We start from the raw sequence: 16,036 nt of genomic DNA, 5'->3' as shown, positions 1-16,036 counted from the left end.
GTGGTGGCGACTCACCATCGCCCCACCTCCGGTATCCTTTGAAAAGGACGAAATATTGGCGAGATCAGCGCGGCGTGCGCGGAGCTCCGGCGCCAGCGGCGGCAGCCGGGCGCGGCGTCATCGGCAGAAGGCCTTCGCGCTGGGCGCGCTTGCGGGCCAGCTTGCGGGCGCGGCGAACGGCCTCGGCCTTTTCACGGGCGCGCTTCTCGGAAGGCTTCTCATAGTGTCCGCGCATCTTCATTTCGCGGAAGATGCCTTCGCGCTGCATCTTTTTCTTGAGCGCGCGAAGCGCCTGATCAACATTGTTGTCGCGGACGAGTACCTGCACGGGCAATCCTGTCTTTCGGTTTGAAATCAAAAGGCAAGGGCCAATAGCCACAAGCCTCCGCGGCGGTCACCACCGCGAATTGCGCTGGCTGTTAGCAGAATCAGCGGGGAATGTCGAGGGGGAGCCGTCAATTGCGTCCGACCCGGCCGGATCAATGTAGGCGTTGCAGCAATCCATGGCAACGGCAGCAATTGTCGGCGGCATTCATTCCGTGCCGTGAAGAACGTCTGGAAAACGGTGCTCAGTAAAAAGTAAACGGTGTTCGGCAGAAAGTAATATGATAGGATTTCTCCCGCATGGGCTTTTGGGGGATCCAGATCCAATCCAAAAGGGCACCAGCCGGCTGGCGGCTGGCCCTATCCGGCCGCCAGCCTCGCGTTCCCGATCTCGCGCCCGCAGCGCTTGCGGCGAGGAAATTTGCCGTGCGCTAGCTTGGATAACCCGGCCGCCTGCGGTTGCTTATGTGCGGTTGATCGACACGCCGCCGTCGGCCAGCAGTGCGGCGCCGGTCGTGAAGGCGGAGGCCTCCGAGGCAAGATAGAGCGCCGAACGGGCAATCTCTTCCGGCTTCGCCATCCGCTTTAGCGCATGCAGCCCTTCAACGAAGGCCAGCACCTCGGGTCCCGCGTCCGGAGCGTTGGTTATGCTCGCCGGCGTGTCGGTGCCGCCCGGCAGCAGCGCGTTGACGCGAACGCCCTTCGCTCCGTATTCGGCGGCGAGCACCTGGGTAAGGCCGATCAAGCCGGCCTTGCTCGCCGCGTAAGCCGCCATGCCGGGAAAGCCGACAGTGTGGCCGACGAAGGTCGAAGTGAAGATCAGCGAGCCACCGCCGCGCTCGATCATAGCCGGAACCTGGTATTTCGCGCCGAGAAACGCGCTGGTCAGATTGGTGTCGAGCGTTTCGCGCCAGCTTTCCAGCGCCATGTCCGGTACGGAGCCCGCATTGCCGACCATGCCGGCATTGTTGAAGGCGATGTCGAGACCGCCGAATTTCTGCACGGCCAGTTCGACCAACGCCCTTGCATAGGCCTCGTCCCTGACGTCGCCGGCAAGAGCGACAGCCTCGCCGCCTGCGTCGGAGATTTCGCGCGCCAGCGCATCCAGTTCCGCCTGCCGCCGTGCGGCGACGACGACGCTCGCTCCCTGTTCGGCGAACAGAATTGCCGTGGCGCGCCCGATACCGGAACTGGCGCCGGTGACGATCGCGACCTTGTTCACGAGTGAAAACATTTCTCAGTCCTTCCGATTTCCCACCGGCGGTTGCCGGCATCGGCGACCGTGGTCGCAAATCGGACAGGGACGAACCACCCGATACATGCGGAAGGCGGAAGTGCAATTTCGCTGGGCAGGAGCGGCTGCAAGACTTCGTGGCGGACCGGCTAAGCAGGCCCGCAGGCGATGTCGGTGAAAGGTCAGCTCTGCTCGACCGCCGTCGCCGCCTGGTCGATGATCGCGGCGATGGCGTTGGCCTGCTCGTTGGTCAATGGCTGCCGGCTGAGCCGCATCCTGAGCGCCAGGTTGAAATTCTCGGTCGCGCGGACGATCTGCGGCATCGCGCTTCGGCCCTGCGCCTCATGGATGCCAGCCATCCGCTCGAAAAGCGCGTCGACCGCCTCGCGGTTCCGCTCGAGAAACTCGGTTCCTTCCGGGGTGATCTCGTGGAGTTTTCTGGCGCTCTCGTCGGTCGTCACGCGGACATGACCGATGTCTTCGAGCAGGGTCAGCGTCGGATAGACGACGCCGGGGCTCGGGCTGTAGGCGCCGCCCACCTTTTCCTCGACGGCGCGGATGATGTCGTAGCCGTGGCGGGGCTTTTCCGAAATCAGTTGCAGCACGACAAGGCGGAGATCGCCCTGGTCGAAGATGCGCCGCCTGCCGCCGCGTCCGCCGCCATGGCGGTGCTCGGCGCGTTCGGCGAAATGGCCGTGCGGCCCTCTGGATTTCCAGTTGTGGCGGCTGTGGCCGCAATGTCTGAAGGGATGCATTAGAGTACCTTTCGATATGTTAAGATGCAACTTAGATATATCGAAGTTTCACATTAACAAGGCCCGGACAAAAAATTTGTTCCTCGGCCACGTTCCGCCGGCCGCTCGCTGGCGCTGCCTGAGACCTTTCTGTTCGGCGCAAAACGGCAATCGCCGTCGCAAACAGCGCAAAGGTGACATCGGCTTTTCGCTAGTGGTATGCCTCGCCCTCTGATCAGAGACGACAGCTTCCACGAGGCCAGCGCCCATGCGGAAATATTCGGTATTTGCGATCGCCCGCGAGGCGATGCGCGGCAACAAGGGCTGGGAGGAGCAGTGGTCCTCTCCCGAGCCAAAGGCTGAATACGACGTGATCATCGTCGGCGCGGGCGGCCATGGCCTGGCGACCGCCTATTATCTCGCCAAGGAGCACGGCATCACCAATGTCGCGGTGCTGGAAAAGGGCTGGCTCGGCGGCGGCAATACCGGCCGCAACACCACCATCATCCGCTCCAACTATCTCTACGACGAATCGGCCGGCATCTACGACCACGCCCTGAAGCTGTGGGACGGGCTTTCGCAGGATCTGAACTACAACGTCATGTACTCCGCGCGCGGCGTCATGATGCTGGCGCACAACGTCCACGACATCCAGGTGCTGAAGCGCCATGTCCACGCCAACCGGCTGAACGGCATCGACAATGAATGGCTGACGCCGGAGCAGGCCAAGGACTATTGCCCGCCGCTCAACACTTCCAGGGACGCGCGCTACCCTGTCGTCGGAGCGTCGCTGCAGCGCCGCGGCGGCACGGCCCGGCATGACGCCGTCGCGTGGGGCTATGCGCGGGCGGCTTCGGCGCGCGGCGTCCACATCATCCAGAACTGCGAGGTCACCGGCATCCGCCGCGCGCCCGGCGGCCAGGTAACCGGCGTCGAAACCAGCAAGGGTTTCATCGGCGCCAAGAAGATCGGCGTGGTCGCGGCCGGCCATTCCTCCGTGATCATGAACATGGCCGACGTCAGGATGCCGCTCGAAAGTTATCCGTTGCAGGCGCTGGTGTCGGAGCCGGTCAAGCCGGTATTCCCCTGCGTGGTCATGTCCAACACCGTCCACGCCTACATCTCCCAGTCCGACAAGGGGGAACTGGTCATCGGGGCGGGCACCGACCAGTACATCTCCTATTCGCAGACCGGTGGGCTCCACATCCTCAACCACACGCTCGACGCCATCTGCGAGATGTTCCCGATGTTCACGCGCATGAAGATGCTGCGCTCCTGGGGCGGCATCGTCGACGTTACGCCGGACCGCTCGCCGATTCTCGCCAAGACGCCGGTCAAGGGGCTCTACGTCAATTGCGGCTGGGGCACGGGCGGCTTCAAGGCAACGCCGGGCTCGGGCAACGTCTTTGCCCACACCATCGCTCGCGACGAGCCGCACCCGATCAATGCGCCCTTCACCATCGAGCGCTTCCGCACCGGCCGCCTGATAGACGAAGCGGCCGCCGCCGCCGTCGCGCACTGAGCGAGAGAAATCATGCTGTTGATCCGCTGCCCCTACTGCGAGGAAGAGCGTCCCGAGCTCGAATTCCGCAACGCCGGCGAGGCGCATATCGCGCGGCCGTCGAACATCGCCGCCGAGAGCGACGACGACTTCGAAAAGTTCTTCTTCATCCGCTCGAACCCGAAAGGGATCATCTTCGAGCGCTGGCGGCATATGCATGGCTGCGCGCGCTTCTTCAACGCTGTCCGCGACACGGTCACCGACAAGTTCGTCATGACCTATAAGGCCGGCGAGCCGAAGCCCGACCTTGCCGCGATCGCGGAGAGCGGCCCGGCCGCTTACGCCAACCGCCCGCCCGACCAGCTCAATATCAAGAAGCCGGTGGCGAAGCGGAAGACGAGCGCGAAGAAGGGGGATGCGTGATGGGCCTATTTTTTGCCTGCGTGCCTGAAGGAAACTCCCTCCTCCCCCTCGATGGGGGAGGTGCTGCGCAAAGCGGGGCGGAGGGAGTGATCGGATCGAGTAAGTCCACCCCACCCGGCCGCTTCGCGGCCACCGTCCCCGTCGAGGGGAGGGAGACCCAATCGCCGACCGCCGGGAACATGTCATGACCGCTTCATTCCGCATCTCCGGCGCCGGCCGGCTGGCGCAGGCGAAGACTGCGCGCTTTTCCTTCGACGGCCGCGCGCTGTCGGGTGTCGAGGGCGATACGCTGGCCTCCGCGCTGCTCGCCAATGGTGTCCATCTCGTCGGCCGCTCTTTCAAATACCACCGTCCGCGCGGCATCCTTTCGGCCGGCGCGGAGGAGCCGAACGCGCTGGTGCAGATCGTGCGCGACGCCGCCCGCAAGACGCCCAACGTGCGCGCCACCGTGCAGGAGCTCTATGACGGGCTGACGGCGAACTCGCAGAACCGCTGGCCCTCGCTCGCATTCGACGTCGGCGCTGCGTCCGACCGGGCCGGCGGCATGTTCTCGGCCGGCTTCTACTACAAGACCTTCATGTGGCCGAAGGCCGCGTGGAAGGCGTTTTACGAGCCGCGCATCCGCGCCGCGGCCGGGCTCGGCGTCGCGCCCGACAAGCCCGACCCCGATCATTATGCCTCGCGGTTTGCCCATTGCGATGTGCTGGTGCTGGGCGGCGGCGCGGCTGGCATTGCTGCGGCGCTCGCCGCCGCTGAAACCGGCGTCCGCGTCATCCTCTGCGACGAGCAGGCGGAGTTCGGCGGCAGCCTGCGCTTCGAGGCAGGCGCTTCGGTCGACGGCGCGAACGGCTGGGCCTGGGCGCAGACGATCGTGGCGAAACTCGCCGCGATGGACAATGTCCGCGTGCTGCCGCGCACCACCGCCTTCGGCTACTACGCGCAGAATTTCGTCGGGCTGGTCGAGCGCGTCTCCGACCATCTCGCAAGGCCCGGGGACGGTTTGCCGCGCGAACGCCTCTGGCAGGTCCGCGCGAAGCGCGTGATCCTGGCCACCGGCTCGATCGAGCGTCACATGGTGTTCGCCGACAATGACCGGCCGGGCGTCATGCTGGCCTCGGCGGCGCGCACCTACCTCAATCACTACGGCGTGGCGGTCGGCCGCAACATCGGCGTCTTCACCGCCAACGACACCGCCTATGCGGCGGCCATCGACCTGAAGAAGGCCGGCGTCAATGTCGCCGCGATCGTCGATTTGCGCGACAATCCGTCCGGCCCGGCGGTCGAAGAGGCGAGGGCGCTCGGCATCGAGGTCAATCACGGCCGCGCCGTCGTCAGGGCCGGCGGCAAGCTGCGCGTCTCCTCGATGACCGTCCGGCCGAAGGCCGGCGGCGGCGAGCGCACCATTCCGGTCGACGCGATCCTGATGTCCTCCGGCTGGACGCCTTCCGTGCATCTCTTCTCGCAATCTCGCGGCAAAGTCGCCTTCGACGACGCGACGAAGCGCTTCCTGCCGGGCGCTTATGCCCAGGACTGCGTCTCGGTCGGCGCCTGCAACGGCACCGACGATCTCGCGGCGGCGGTCGATGAGGCGTATGCGGCCGGCGAGCAAGCCGCGAAGGATGGTGGAGGCAAAACCACAAGATCGGCAAGGCCGAAGGCTGCGAGCACCGAAAGCTTTGCCGGCAACATGCTCGGCGCGGCTCCCGGCGCGGGCGCGGATTCGACCGTAAAGGCCTTCGTCGATTTCCAGAACGACGTCACCGCCAAGGACATCCGCCTCGCGGTCAAGGAAGGCATGCGCTCGATCGAGCACGTCAAGCGCTTCACCACCACCGGCATGGCGACCGACCAGGGCAAGACCTCCAACATGCACGGGCTGGCCATCGCCGCCGAGACGCTGGGCAAGGAGATACCGGAAGTCGGACTCACCACCTTCCGCGCGCCCTACACGCCGGTCACCTTCGGCGCCATCGTCAATCACGGCCGCGGCGCTCTGTTCGACCCGACCCGCAAGACGGCCACGCACGCCTGGGCGGAAGCCCACGGCGCGGTGTTCGAGGATGTCGGCCAGTGGAAGCGCGCCTGGTACTTCCCGAAGGCCGGCGAGGATATGCACGCCGCAGTCAACCGTGAATGCGTCACTGTCCGCAAGTCCGCCGGCCTGTTCGACGCGTCGACGCTCGGCAAGATCGAGGTCGTCGGGCCGGACGCCGCCAAGTTCATGGAACTGCTCTACACCAACCCTTGGGAGAAGCTCGATGCCGGCCGCTGCCGCTATGGCATCATGCTGCGCGAGGACGGCTTCATCTATGATGATGGCGTCGTGGGCCGGCTCGCGCCGGACCGCTTCCACGTCACGACGACGACTGGCGGCGCCGCACGCGTCATGAACCACATGGAAGACTACCTCCAGACCGAGTTTCCGCATCTCAACGTCTGGCTGACCTCGATCTCCGAACAGTGGGCGGTGATCGCCGTGCAGGGGCCGAACTCCCGTAAGATCATCGAACCGCTGGTCGAGGGCATCGATATGTCCGACGAAGCCATGCCGCATATGTCGGTACGCGAAGGCAGGATCTGCGGCGTGCCGACGCGGCTGTTCCGCATGTCGTTTACCGGCGATCGCGGGTTCGAGGTCAACGTGCCGGCTGATCACGGCCTGGCTGTCTGGGAAGCGCTGTGGGCCGAGGGCCAGAAGCACGGCGCCTGCGCCTATGGCACCGAAACCATGCACGTGCTGCGCGCCGAAAAGGGCTACATCATCGTCGGCCAGGACACCGACGGAACGGTGACGCCGAACGATGCCGGACTGGATTGGGCGATCGGCAAGAAGAAGACGGATTTCGTCGGCATTCGCGGCCTGACGCGCCCTGATCTGGTGGCGGCGGGAAGGAAGCAGCTTGTCGGCCTGAAGACGAAGGACCCGAAAATCGTGCTGGATGAGGGTGCACAGATCGTTGCGGATCCGAAACAGCCTGTGCCGATGAAGATGATCGGCCACGTCACCTCGAGCTACTGGTCGGAAAATTGCGGCCGCTCCATCGCCATGGCGCTTGTCGCCGACGGACGCGCCATGATGGGCAAGACGCTCCACGTGCCGATGCCGGATCGCGTGATCGAGGTCGAAGTCTGCTCGCCAGTGTTCTTCGACGAGAAGGGGAGCCGTCTCAATGGCTGACGCAGTTTCGAAGATCGCCGCCCGCGCGCCGGCGCTCGCCGGCCGCGAATTCGGCGCGAAGGATGTCAGGCTGGCGGTGCTCGCACCCGCTCACCGCATCTCGCTGCGCGCGCCCGCGGCTTCGCTTTCCGCCCTGTCGAAGGCGCTTGGCCTGACACTGCCCGCAGCGCCGAAAACCTCGGCGTCCAAGGGCAAGAGATCGGCGCTCTGGCTTGGCCCGGATGAATGGCTCGTCATCGACGATGGCGCGAAGGACCCGCTGGCTGATTGTGCCGGCGTCAAGGCGCTGCATTCGGCCGTCGGCATCTCGCACCGCAATGTCGCCATCTCGGTCGCCGGGCCTGCCGCCGCGGCCACCATCAATGCCGGTTGCCCGCAGGACCTGTCGCTTGCGGCTTTCCCGGTCGGCGCATGCTCGCGCACCATTCTGGGCAAGGTCGAAATCGTGCTTTTCCGCACCGCCGAGAACGCGTTCCGCGTCGAGTGCTGGCGCTCTTTTTCCGACTATGTCTTTGCCTTCCTGGTCGAGGCGGCGAGGGACGCGGCGGCGTAGATCAGGCGCGTTGCTGCGTCGGAAGGGCGCTTGCCGCTATCGCGTCGCGTCGCGCCGTGGCAGGATGCTTCCCGACGACCGGCGAATTTGAGCTTGGGAGGCGATCCGATGCCTGACGCGAAGAAGCCCGAGGAGCCCAGGAAGAAGGCGGATATTCCGGACCGCAGTGAAGATCAACGGGAACTGGAAGAGGAACTGAACGAGGGCCTGGAGGACAGTTTTCCGGCCAGCGACCCGGTTTCCGTCACCTCCACCGCAATCCCCGGCGCGCCGCCGAAACCGAAGCCTGAGTAGGCACTCCAGCCGTCAAGGGTGGACAGAATCCACCCTCTCTCCAGCCCGACTGAAAAATTACGCCTTGTGGATCAAGGGCATAGCCGCCGACTCGAAATTTTTCTGCACCCGATTTGTCCCACACCCTGCCGCTCCCGCATAATGGCCTCACCGTTCTGGCGGGACCTGGTGCGCACCGGGTATCAGGCAGGGCGGCGGTGACCTCCCGCCATGGGATCGGAACCCATGGCCCTGAGGGCGTCCGACGGGCCGGCGTTCCCGATGCGAAGCGCCAATGCTTCGTGGAGGGAGGCGGATCATCCGCGCGTCATTGTCCATGGAAAGAACATGGAGCGGGGCGCGTGACCGGTCGACCGGGCGACAGACACCGGACGGGCGGGCATGGGAGTGCCTGTTCTTGTCTTACGAATTCGTGCGGTGCTTTCTTGCCCGCCCGTCTTCCCGACTACCTCACCCTGAGCTTGTCGAAGGGTCAATGGCCAGGGCGGAAACGCAGCGTGGCAAAGGGAAAGTGCGCTTCGCGGTTCCTCAGCCCAGCCGGAGCGCCACGACGCCGGCGACGATGCAAAGCGCAGCGGCGACCCGCCATCCCGTCACCTTTTCGCGCAGCGCAAAGACCGAAATGAGCATGGCGAACAGGATCGAGGTCTCGCGCAGCGCCGCCACCGACGCAATCGGCGCTTTCGTCATCGCCCACATGGCGATCCAGTAGGAGGCGGCGCTGAGAAGACCTGTGAGGACACCGACATGCCATTCCATCTTCATGATCGAAAGCAGGCCGCGCCCGCGATAATAAAAGCCGACCGCAATCGAGACCAGCCCATCGCAGAGAAACAGCCATGCCGCATAGCTCGAGGCGGTGGCGGCGAGGCGTGCGCCGCTGCCGTCGGTCAGCGTGTAGCCGGCGACGAAGATCGAGGTCGTCAGTGCAAATCCGACCGCCCGGCGGTCGAGCCTGCCCAGCCCAGCCCCGCCGCGAAACGACATCAGCAGCGTGCCCGTCGACAGGAGCACGATGCCGAGTATAGCCAGCGGCGTCGGCAGTTCGGCGAGCAGGAAGATCGCGCCGATCGTGGTCATCAGTGGCGCAGCCCCCCGCGCCAGAGGATAGGTCTGGGCGAGATCGCCGGCCTCGTAGGCCATGACTAGGAACAGCCGGTAGCCGATATGGATGGCTAGCGAGGCGACGATGAACGGCCAGACGTCAGCGCCGGGAAACTCGACGAAGGGAATGACCGGCAGAGCCGCGAGGCTCATGCCGAGCGAGGTCAGCGAGATCGAAGCAAAGCGGTCGCCGCGCATCTTGATCAGCGCGTTCCATGCGGCATGCATGGCGGCGGCTGCGAGCACGGCGAAGAAAACGGTAAGCGTCATTCCGGCATGATCCGCGAAGCCGGATCATCGAGATCGATGTCGACCCGAAGCGGGTGGTGGTCCGAGGCGATCTCGGCATTGTCGACGCTGGCCGAGCGCACGCGGGAGGCGAGCATCGATCCCACGAAGCAATAGTCGAGCTGGCGTTTTCTGATGAGGCCGCCGATCTCCTTCACATGGGTATAAAGATCGCCAGGCCTGTGGCCGGCGACCGCCGCCGCATCGACAAAACCGTCGAGATAGGCGGCTCCGGCATGGTATGGCGTGGCGCCCGTGATGCGCCGGTACTCGGCGCTGTCCGGCTCGCAGTTGAAGTCGCCCAGCCAGATCGCCGCCAGCGGGCATTCCGGCTCGCTCTCGCCATGCGTCCAGTCGCGCTCCGGCTCGTCGTCCACGCCGCTCCACGGCCCGCCCTGAAACGGCGTGCGGCGATGCAGGTCCTGCAGGAATGCGATCTGCTCCAGCCGCTCCTCCGCTCCGATATGGGCGAGGTGCAGCGAGAAGAACCGCACCGGGCCGGCCGGCGTGCGGATCATGCATTCGAGCGCGGGATTCTGTGTGTTGAGCGGCGCTATTGTCCGGCGCATGGGCAGTAGGTGCAGGTGCGACCACACGATCGGCCAGCGCGAAAGGAGCATGGTTCCGAACTGACGCCGCCGGTTGACGACGCGACCGTCCACGCGGGTGCTGGCGTCCATGTCGAATGCCGGGCCATAGACCCAGTAATGCTCCGGCAGCAGCCGGCCGAGGATCTCGGGCTGGTCGTCGAATCCGGTCCGCTGCCAACCGCGCTCCACCTCCTGCAGCGCGATGATGTCAGCCGCGGCGACAACGCGCGCAGTCCGCTCGAGGTCGTAGCGGCCGTCGGCTCCGAAACCATATTGAATGTTATAGCTGACGAGCTTCACGCCAAAATCCCCCGCTGTTCGCAGTACGCTTTCGGTATTTAGCTGGCAATGAGAAGCGGAGAGGCGAAGCTTGGGCCAGCGAGGACCGCGCGCTTCCGAACGACCCAACCCCGATCCGATTCGCGGATCGACCCTCCCGTCAAGGGAGGGAAGGCAGTGCTACTGCAGCACCAGAAGATCGGATGCGGCAAAGGTTATGTTGGCCGTCTCGCCGACCACGGGCGGCGGCGTGGAAGGGCTGTTGAAAGTGTCGAGTGACACGGCGTTCTTGCCGACGCCGACCCGCACGCGGATAACCGAGCCGAGGAAGCTCACATCGGAAATCTCGCCGGCGATGCTCGCATCGCGGCCGGGATGATTGCCGACCGAAATCGCCTCTGGCCGCAGGGCGAGCGAAATTTCGTCGCCGGCCGCCTTGCCGTCGAGCGCACGCTTCAGCGCGATCTCGCTGCCATTGATGCGCACCGTGCCGCTCGCAGGATCGGCGACCGTGCCTTCGAGGATGTTGAGCGTACCGACGAACGACGCCACGAAGCGCGTCGCCGGCTTGTTGTAGATCTCGAAGGGCGTGCCCACTTGCTCGGCCTTGCCGCCATACATGACGACAATGCGGTCCGACATGGACAGCGCCTCTTCCTGATCGTGTGTAACGAAGATGGTGGTGATGCCGAGCTTCTTCTGGATCAGGCGGATTTCCTCGCGCAGCGACACGCGGACCTTGGCGTCGAGCGCCGACAGCGGCTCGTCGAGCAGCAGCAGCTTCGGTTTCGGAGCCAGCGCGCGGGCGAGTGCCACGCGCTGCTGCTGGCCGCCCGACAATTGATAGGGATAGCGGCTGCCGAACTCCGGCAGCTTGATGATCGACAGCATTTCGGCGATGCGGGCGTCGGCCTCGGCCCGCGGAACGCCCGCGACTTTCAGCCCGAAGCCGATATTCTGCGCGACCGTCAGATTCGGAAACAGCGCGTAGGCTTGGAACACCATACCGATATCGCGCTGGTTGGGCTTCAAATTAGTGACGTCCTTGCCGCCGACCATCACTATGCCGGCGCTGGGCTCCTCGAAACCGGCGACGATACGCAGCATCGTGGTCTTGCCGCAGCCGCTCGGCCCGAGGAACGAAACGAACTCGCCGCGTTCGACATCGAGGTTGAAATCCTCGACCACGGTGGTCGCGCCAAAGGCCTTGTGGACATTCTGGATCGAGAGGAAGGTTTCGGCCATGGCGGGGCTTTCAGTGCGACGGGTTGTTGGCCGATTTGGGCGCAAACCGGGAAAGAAGCTGGATCACCGCCATGCACCCCCAGGTGATGGCGAAAGCGATCACGGCAAGTGCCGCCGGCTCATAGGCGCGGTTGGCGCCGATGTTTTGCAGATACGGGCCGAAGGCCGGGCGGTTGAGCAGGCTCGCGATTGTGAACTCGCCGATGACGATCGCGAAAGTGAGGAACGCGCCCGACAGGACCGCGATCAGCACATTGGGCAGGATGATCCTGGCGATGATCGTGGTCCAGCCGGCGCCGAGTATCTGCGCCGCCTCGGTCAGCGTGCGCACGTCAATGGTTCTCAAGCCGGTGTCGACAGCGCGGTACATATAAGGCAGCGCCAGCGTCGCATAGCCGATGATCAGCAAGAGGTCGGTGCCGCGCCGTGTCGCGAGAAAGGGCAGCGGCGACGAGGAGCCATACATGCGGATGTAACCGAACACGATGACGATGGCCGGGATGATGAGTGGCAACAGTGTGATGAACTCGACCACCGGCCGGATATGCGGCATGCGTAGCCTGATCCAGTAGGCCGTCGGCACGACGATCAGCACCCCGAGCAGGATGGTGAAGCAGGCAATTACGACCGAATAGCCGAAAGTCTCCTGGAAGCGGACATCGCCGAACACCACGCGATAGGCGTCGAAGGAATATTCGCCGCGCCGCATGCGCAACGAGAATTCGAACGTCGCGATCAGCGGAATGAAGAAATAGGCCGCGCCGACCGCAAAAGTGACCCAGGCCCAGAAACGTCCGGCCTTCATTTCAGCCACCTTTCGCTGCGCGTCCGGAACCAGATGTAGAACACATTGGCGAGGCCGGTGACGAAGATCATTCCGAAGGCAAGGGCATAGCCGAGATGCGGATTGTGCAGCACGTCGCCGCGTATCTGCGCATAGAGCAGGATCGGCACGATGTTGAGCGACGAGCCGGTCAGCGCATAGGCCGTTGCGATCGCGCCGAAGGCATTGGCGAAGAGCAGGATCACGGTGCCCAGGAAGCTGGGCCACAGAACGGGTATGGCGACCATGCGCCAGTACTGGAACTGGGTTGCGCCGAGCGTGGCGGCGGCCTCGCCCCATTCCTTCTTCAGTCCGTCGATAGCCGGCGTGATGATGACCACCATCAGCGGAATCTGGAAGAACAGATACGTGAGCGTCAGGCCCCAGAAGGAAAGAATGTTGAAGCCGAGCGCGTAGATATTCACACCGATCTCGCGCAGCAGGATCGTGACAAGGCCAAGGCGGCCGAGCGTTGCGAGGAAGGCAAAGGCCAGCGGAACGCCGGCGAAGTTGGAGGCGACGCCGGAAAACGTCATCGTCGCGGAACGCACCCAGGCGGGCAGCCCGCCGCGCACGATAGCGATCGCGATGGCGAGCCCGACGAGCGCCCCGAGCAGGGCCGAGGCCAGGCTGATCCTGATCGAGATCCAGTAGGCCGCGATGATCGAGGGCTGCGAAAGCGCGATGATGTTTTCGAGGGTGAATTCGCCCTGATTGTTCTGGAATGCGCCGACGACCAGATAGATCGTCGGGAAGATCAGGAACATCAGCGCGAAGATGAAGAAAGGCGCGACGCCCAGCCATTGAGTCGGCAAACGGAATTTCCCGCCCGCAGCCTTCGCTGCGGCCGGCTCGATTGCCACTTCAGTATCGCTTAAATGTGCCATGGGGCGGGGCAGCAGATGAGATGCGGCGGGCGTCTTTTGGCCGCCCGCCGCATCCGCATGCTTACTGCACGTTCGCGCCGACTACGGCGTCCCACTGCTTGGTGATGATCTCCTTGGCGGCTGCCTGATCCTCGAGCGTCGGGAACACGGCGGCTTCGTAGGAAGCGGCCGGCGGCAGCTTATCGAGCATCTCCTGCGGGATCTTGCCGTTCTTGGCGAGATCGTTGAAGCGGATCGGATGGCAGTAGCCCTTGAGCCAGCCGAGCTGACCTTCATCCGAATAGAGGTACTCCATCCACAGCTTGGCGGCGTTCGGGTGCGGCGCAAATGCGCTGATCGCCTGAACGTAGACGCCGGCCACCACGCCGGTCTTCGGCACGATAACGTCGACCGGCGGGTTGCCGTTCAGCGTGTCGCGGCCCGAAAGGGCGTTGTAGTCCCAGGTGATCAGGATCGGCGTCTGGCCCTGCGCCAGCGTAGCCGCCTTGCCGATAACCGGAACGAAATTGCCCTTCGTTCAGTTCCTTGAAGAAGGCGAGGCCCTTCTCGGCGGCCGACTTCGCGTCGGTACCGCCCGAGCCGAGACCGGCTGCATAAACGCCCTGGATCGCCTGGTTGGAGGCGCGCGGATCGCCGGCGAGCGCCACTGCGTTCTTGTACTCGTCCTTCAAGAGGTCGGCCCAGTCCGCCGGCGGGTTCGGCACCAGATCCTTATTCACCTCGAACGACAGCACGCCGTAATAGTCGCCGTACCAGTAGCCTTCGGCATCCTTGGCGTCGTCCGGGATCGTGTCCCAGGTCGAGACCTTATAGGGCTGGACCAGCCCTTCCTGCTTGGCCGATGGACCGTAGGAGAGGCCGACATCGATGACGTCCGGCGCCTGCGGACCCTTATTGTCCTTGTTCGCCTTGATCGCCTCGATCTCGTCGCTCGAGCCGGCGTCGGGATTGAGTTCGTTGACGGTGATTTCCGGGTACTTCGCCTTGAAGCCGGCGATGACCTCGCCATAGCCGCACCAGTCATGCGGCAGCGCGATCGTGGTCAACTGGCCTTCTGCCTTGGCTGCCGCGACGAGTTCGTCCATCGTCTGTGCCGAGACGAAAGCGGTCGTCACCACAAGCGACGCCGCCGAGAGGGAAAGGACCTTCCCTGTGAAACTGAACATGTGTTCTCTCCATTGAACTGACGCCATTTGACGCCTGCGATGCGGTTACCGCTACCTAGTGACAGTCCGATGAAAAGCTGGACCGCCCTAACCCCCGAGGCCTGAAAAGTTAACTACTTTTAACGGCTTGTAGCAATCGCAAGCAGTTACTTTTCCGGCTAATATATTCGCCGAACTTTCGAGATCGCCTCTCCCCTCCTCCCTCGCATTGAACGCTCCCTGGTTGCACTCAAACCTTGCCCGAAATCGCGTTCTCCAGCAGGCCGGCCGCGGCCTTCCCGGTGAGTTCCACCGGATTGGTGCCCGTGCTCGGATCGGCGACCGCCATCTCGGCGATCAGCGCCTTGCGCTCGCCGTCCATCCCGAAATCCTTGATCAGCTCCGGCAGCGTGTGCGGCACCTTCAGGTCCCTGCGCAGCTTCAAAATGGCGTCCGCGAAACCGTCGAAGCCGCCGGAAATGCCGAGATAGGCAGCAAGCCGTTCGATGCGCGCTTCCACCGCCGCGCGATTGAAGGCGAGCACGTAGGGCATGAAGACGCCATTGGTCATGCCATGATGGGTGTCGTAGAGCGAGCCGATCGGATGCGACAACGAATGGATAGCGCCGAGGCCTTTCTGGAAGGCCGCCGCCCCCATCGCGGCAGCGCTCATCATATGGGCGCGGGCGGTCAGATCGCTGCCGTCCGCATAGGCCTTCGGCAGGTTCTCGAACACCAGCCTGATGCCCTCGATCGCAATGCCGTCCGCCATCGGGTGATAGCCCGGCGCGCAATAGGCTTCGAGGCAGTGGGCGAGTGCATCCATGCCGGTGCCGACGGTGATGAAGGGCGGCATGCCGGTGGTCAGCTCGGGGTCAGCGATCACGATCGCCGGCAGGAGCTTCGGGTGGAAGATGATCTTCTTGGTGTGGCTTGCCTCGTGCGTCAGCACGCCGGCGCGACCCACCTCCGAGCCCGTGCCCGCAGTTGTCGGCACGGCGACGATCGGCGCGATGGCATTGGAATCGGCGCGCGTCCACCAGTCGCCTATGTCCTCGAAATCCCAGACCGGCCGCGTCTGGCCGGCCTGGAAGGCGATCAGTTTGCCGAGATCGAGGCCCGAGCCGCCGCCGAAGGCGATGACGCCGTCATGCTCGCCCTTTTTGAAGACTTCGATGCCGGCGGTGAGGTTGGATTCAACCGGGTTCGGCTTCACGTCCGAAAACACGCCATACGGAATCCCGGCATCGTCCAGCAGCCTCAGCGTGCTGGCCACGACCGGCAGTTTCGCCAAGCCGGGATCGGTGACGAAAAGCGGCCGCTCGATGCCCGCGGCGGTGAGCGCGTCCGGCAATTCCGATATACGCCCGGCGCCGAAGCGAACAGTGGTCGGGTAATTCCATTTGGAAAAGAGCTTGGTCATTAATGTGCTTT

The 16,036-nt window shown here is 64.3% G+C and carries 14 protein-coding genes and 1 pseudogene; 5 read left to right on the top strand and 10 right to left on the bottom strand.

Translation table 11 applies throughout. The features are described 5' to 3' along the window. Positions 1-64 precede the first annotated feature (64 nt). The 3 genes from rpsU to ABVK50_RS21080 form a co-directional block, all read right to left on the bottom strand. Entirely contained in the window at positions 65-328 is a 264-nt protein-coding gene (gene rpsU, locus ABVK50_RS21090) for a 30S ribosomal protein S21 (RefSeq protein ID WP_040585386.1), read from the bottom strand. Positions 329-787: 459 nt separating this feature from the next. Beyond that, positions 788-1,558 carry an SDR family oxidoreductase gene (locus ABVK50_RS21085; RefSeq protein ID WP_353644725.1) on the bottom strand — a complete coding sequence of 257 codons (771 nt, stop codon included), beginning with the start codon at positions 1,556-1,558 and terminating at the stop codon, positions 788-790. A 182-nt stretch (positions 1,559-1,740) separates the two neighbouring features. Continuing rightward, on the bottom strand, positions 1,741-2,313 hold the full coding sequence (locus tag ABVK50_RS21080) for a PadR family transcriptional regulator (protein WP_353644726.1): 573 nt from the start codon (positions 2,311-2,313) through the stop codon (positions 1,741-1,743). 247 nt (positions 2,314-2,560) lie between these two features. On the opposite strand from ABVK50_RS21080, the gene ABVK50_RS21075 reads away from it, so the two are divergent. The 5 genes from ABVK50_RS21075 to ABVK50_RS21055 all read left to right on the top strand — a co-directional run bounded on the left by ABVK50_RS21075 (position 2,561) and on the right by ABVK50_RS21055 (position 8,241). Beyond that, positions 2,561-3,814, top strand: a complete 1,254-nt coding sequence (locus ABVK50_RS21075) for a sarcosine oxidase subunit beta (protein ID WP_353644727.1) — start codon at positions 2,561-2,563, stop codon at positions 3,812-3,814. A gap of 12 nt (positions 3,815-3,826) precedes the next feature. After that, positions 3,827-4,216, top strand: coding sequence for a sarcosine oxidase subunit delta (locus ABVK50_RS21070; RefSeq protein ID WP_353644728.1), 390 nt, complete (start codon positions 3,827-3,829; stop codon positions 4,214-4,216). 184 nt (positions 4,217-4,400) lie between these two features. After that, positions 4,401-7,394 (top strand): sarcosine oxidase subunit alpha, encoded by a 2,994-nt coding sequence (locus ABVK50_RS21065; RefSeq protein WP_353644729.1) that lies wholly within the window; start codon positions 4,401-4,403, stop codon positions 7,392-7,394. After that, complete coding sequence (locus tag ABVK50_RS21060) at positions 7,387-7,947, top strand: sarcosine oxidase subunit gamma (RefSeq protein WP_353644730.1); 561 nt, start codon at positions 7,387-7,389, stop codon at positions 7,945-7,947. The genes ABVK50_RS21065 and ABVK50_RS21060 overlap by 8 nt, the downstream gene beginning before the upstream one ends. A 108-nt stretch (positions 7,948-8,055) precedes the next feature. Next, positions 8,056-8,241, top strand: a complete 186-nt coding sequence (locus ABVK50_RS21055; RefSeq protein WP_353644731.1) for a hypothetical protein — start codon at positions 8,056-8,058, stop codon at positions 8,239-8,241. Positions 8,242-8,769: 528 nt separating this feature from the next. On the opposite strand, the gene ABVK50_RS21050 is transcribed toward ABVK50_RS21055, so the two are convergent. From ABVK50_RS21050 to ABVK50_RS21020, 7 genes and pseudogenes are all read right to left on the bottom strand, one after another. Further along, entirely contained in the window at positions 8,770-9,615 is an 846-nt protein-coding gene (locus ABVK50_RS21050) for an EamA family transporter (protein WP_353644732.1), read from the bottom strand. Beyond that, positions 9,612-10,523: an endonuclease/exonuclease/phosphatase family protein gene (locus ABVK50_RS21045; protein WP_353644733.1), complete on the bottom strand. Its 912-nt coding sequence runs from the start codon at positions 10,521-10,523 to the stop codon at positions 9,612-9,614. The genes ABVK50_RS21050 and ABVK50_RS21045 overlap by 4 nt, the downstream gene beginning before the upstream one ends. Before the next feature lie 159 nt (positions 10,524-10,682). Further along, positions 10,683-11,747 carry an ABC transporter ATP-binding protein gene (locus ABVK50_RS21040; RefSeq protein WP_353644734.1) on the bottom strand — a complete coding sequence of 355 codons (1,065 nt, stop codon included), beginning with the start codon at positions 11,745-11,747 and terminating at the stop codon, positions 10,683-10,685. A 10-nt stretch (positions 11,748-11,757) separates the two neighbouring features. Further along, the gene (locus ABVK50_RS21035; protein ID WP_353644735.1) at positions 11,758-12,552 is read right to left on the bottom strand and encodes an ABC transporter permease; all 795 of its coding nucleotides are present in this window, start codon (positions 12,550-12,552) and stop codon (positions 11,758-11,760) included. Further along, positions 12,549-13,337: an ABC transporter permease subunit gene (locus ABVK50_RS21030; RefSeq protein WP_353645861.1), complete on the bottom strand. Its 789-nt coding sequence runs from the start codon at positions 13,335-13,337 to the stop codon at positions 12,549-12,551. The genes ABVK50_RS21035 and ABVK50_RS21030 overlap by 4 nt, the downstream gene beginning before the upstream one ends. A 181-nt stretch (positions 13,338-13,518) precedes the next feature. Next, a pseudogene (locus ABVK50_RS21025) lies at positions 13,519-14,623 on the bottom strand (ABC transporter substrate-binding protein). Between the two features lie 229 nt (positions 14,624-14,852). Continuing rightward, the gene (locus tag ABVK50_RS21020; RefSeq protein WP_353644736.1) at positions 14,853-16,025 is read right to left on the bottom strand and encodes an iron-containing alcohol dehydrogenase; all 1,173 of its coding nucleotides are present in this window, start codon (positions 16,023-16,025) and stop codon (positions 14,853-14,855) included. Positions 16,026-16,036: the final 11 nt, after the last annotated feature.

Origin of the sequence: Mesorhizobium sp. WSM2240 (assembly GCF_040438645.1) — a bacterium.
Lineage (GTDB): Bacteria > Pseudomonadota > Alphaproteobacteria > Rhizobiales > Rhizobiaceae > Allomesorhizobium.
The sequence above is the reverse complement of the archived record's forward strand: the minus strand, read 5'-3'. Positions and strand labels throughout refer to the sequence as shown.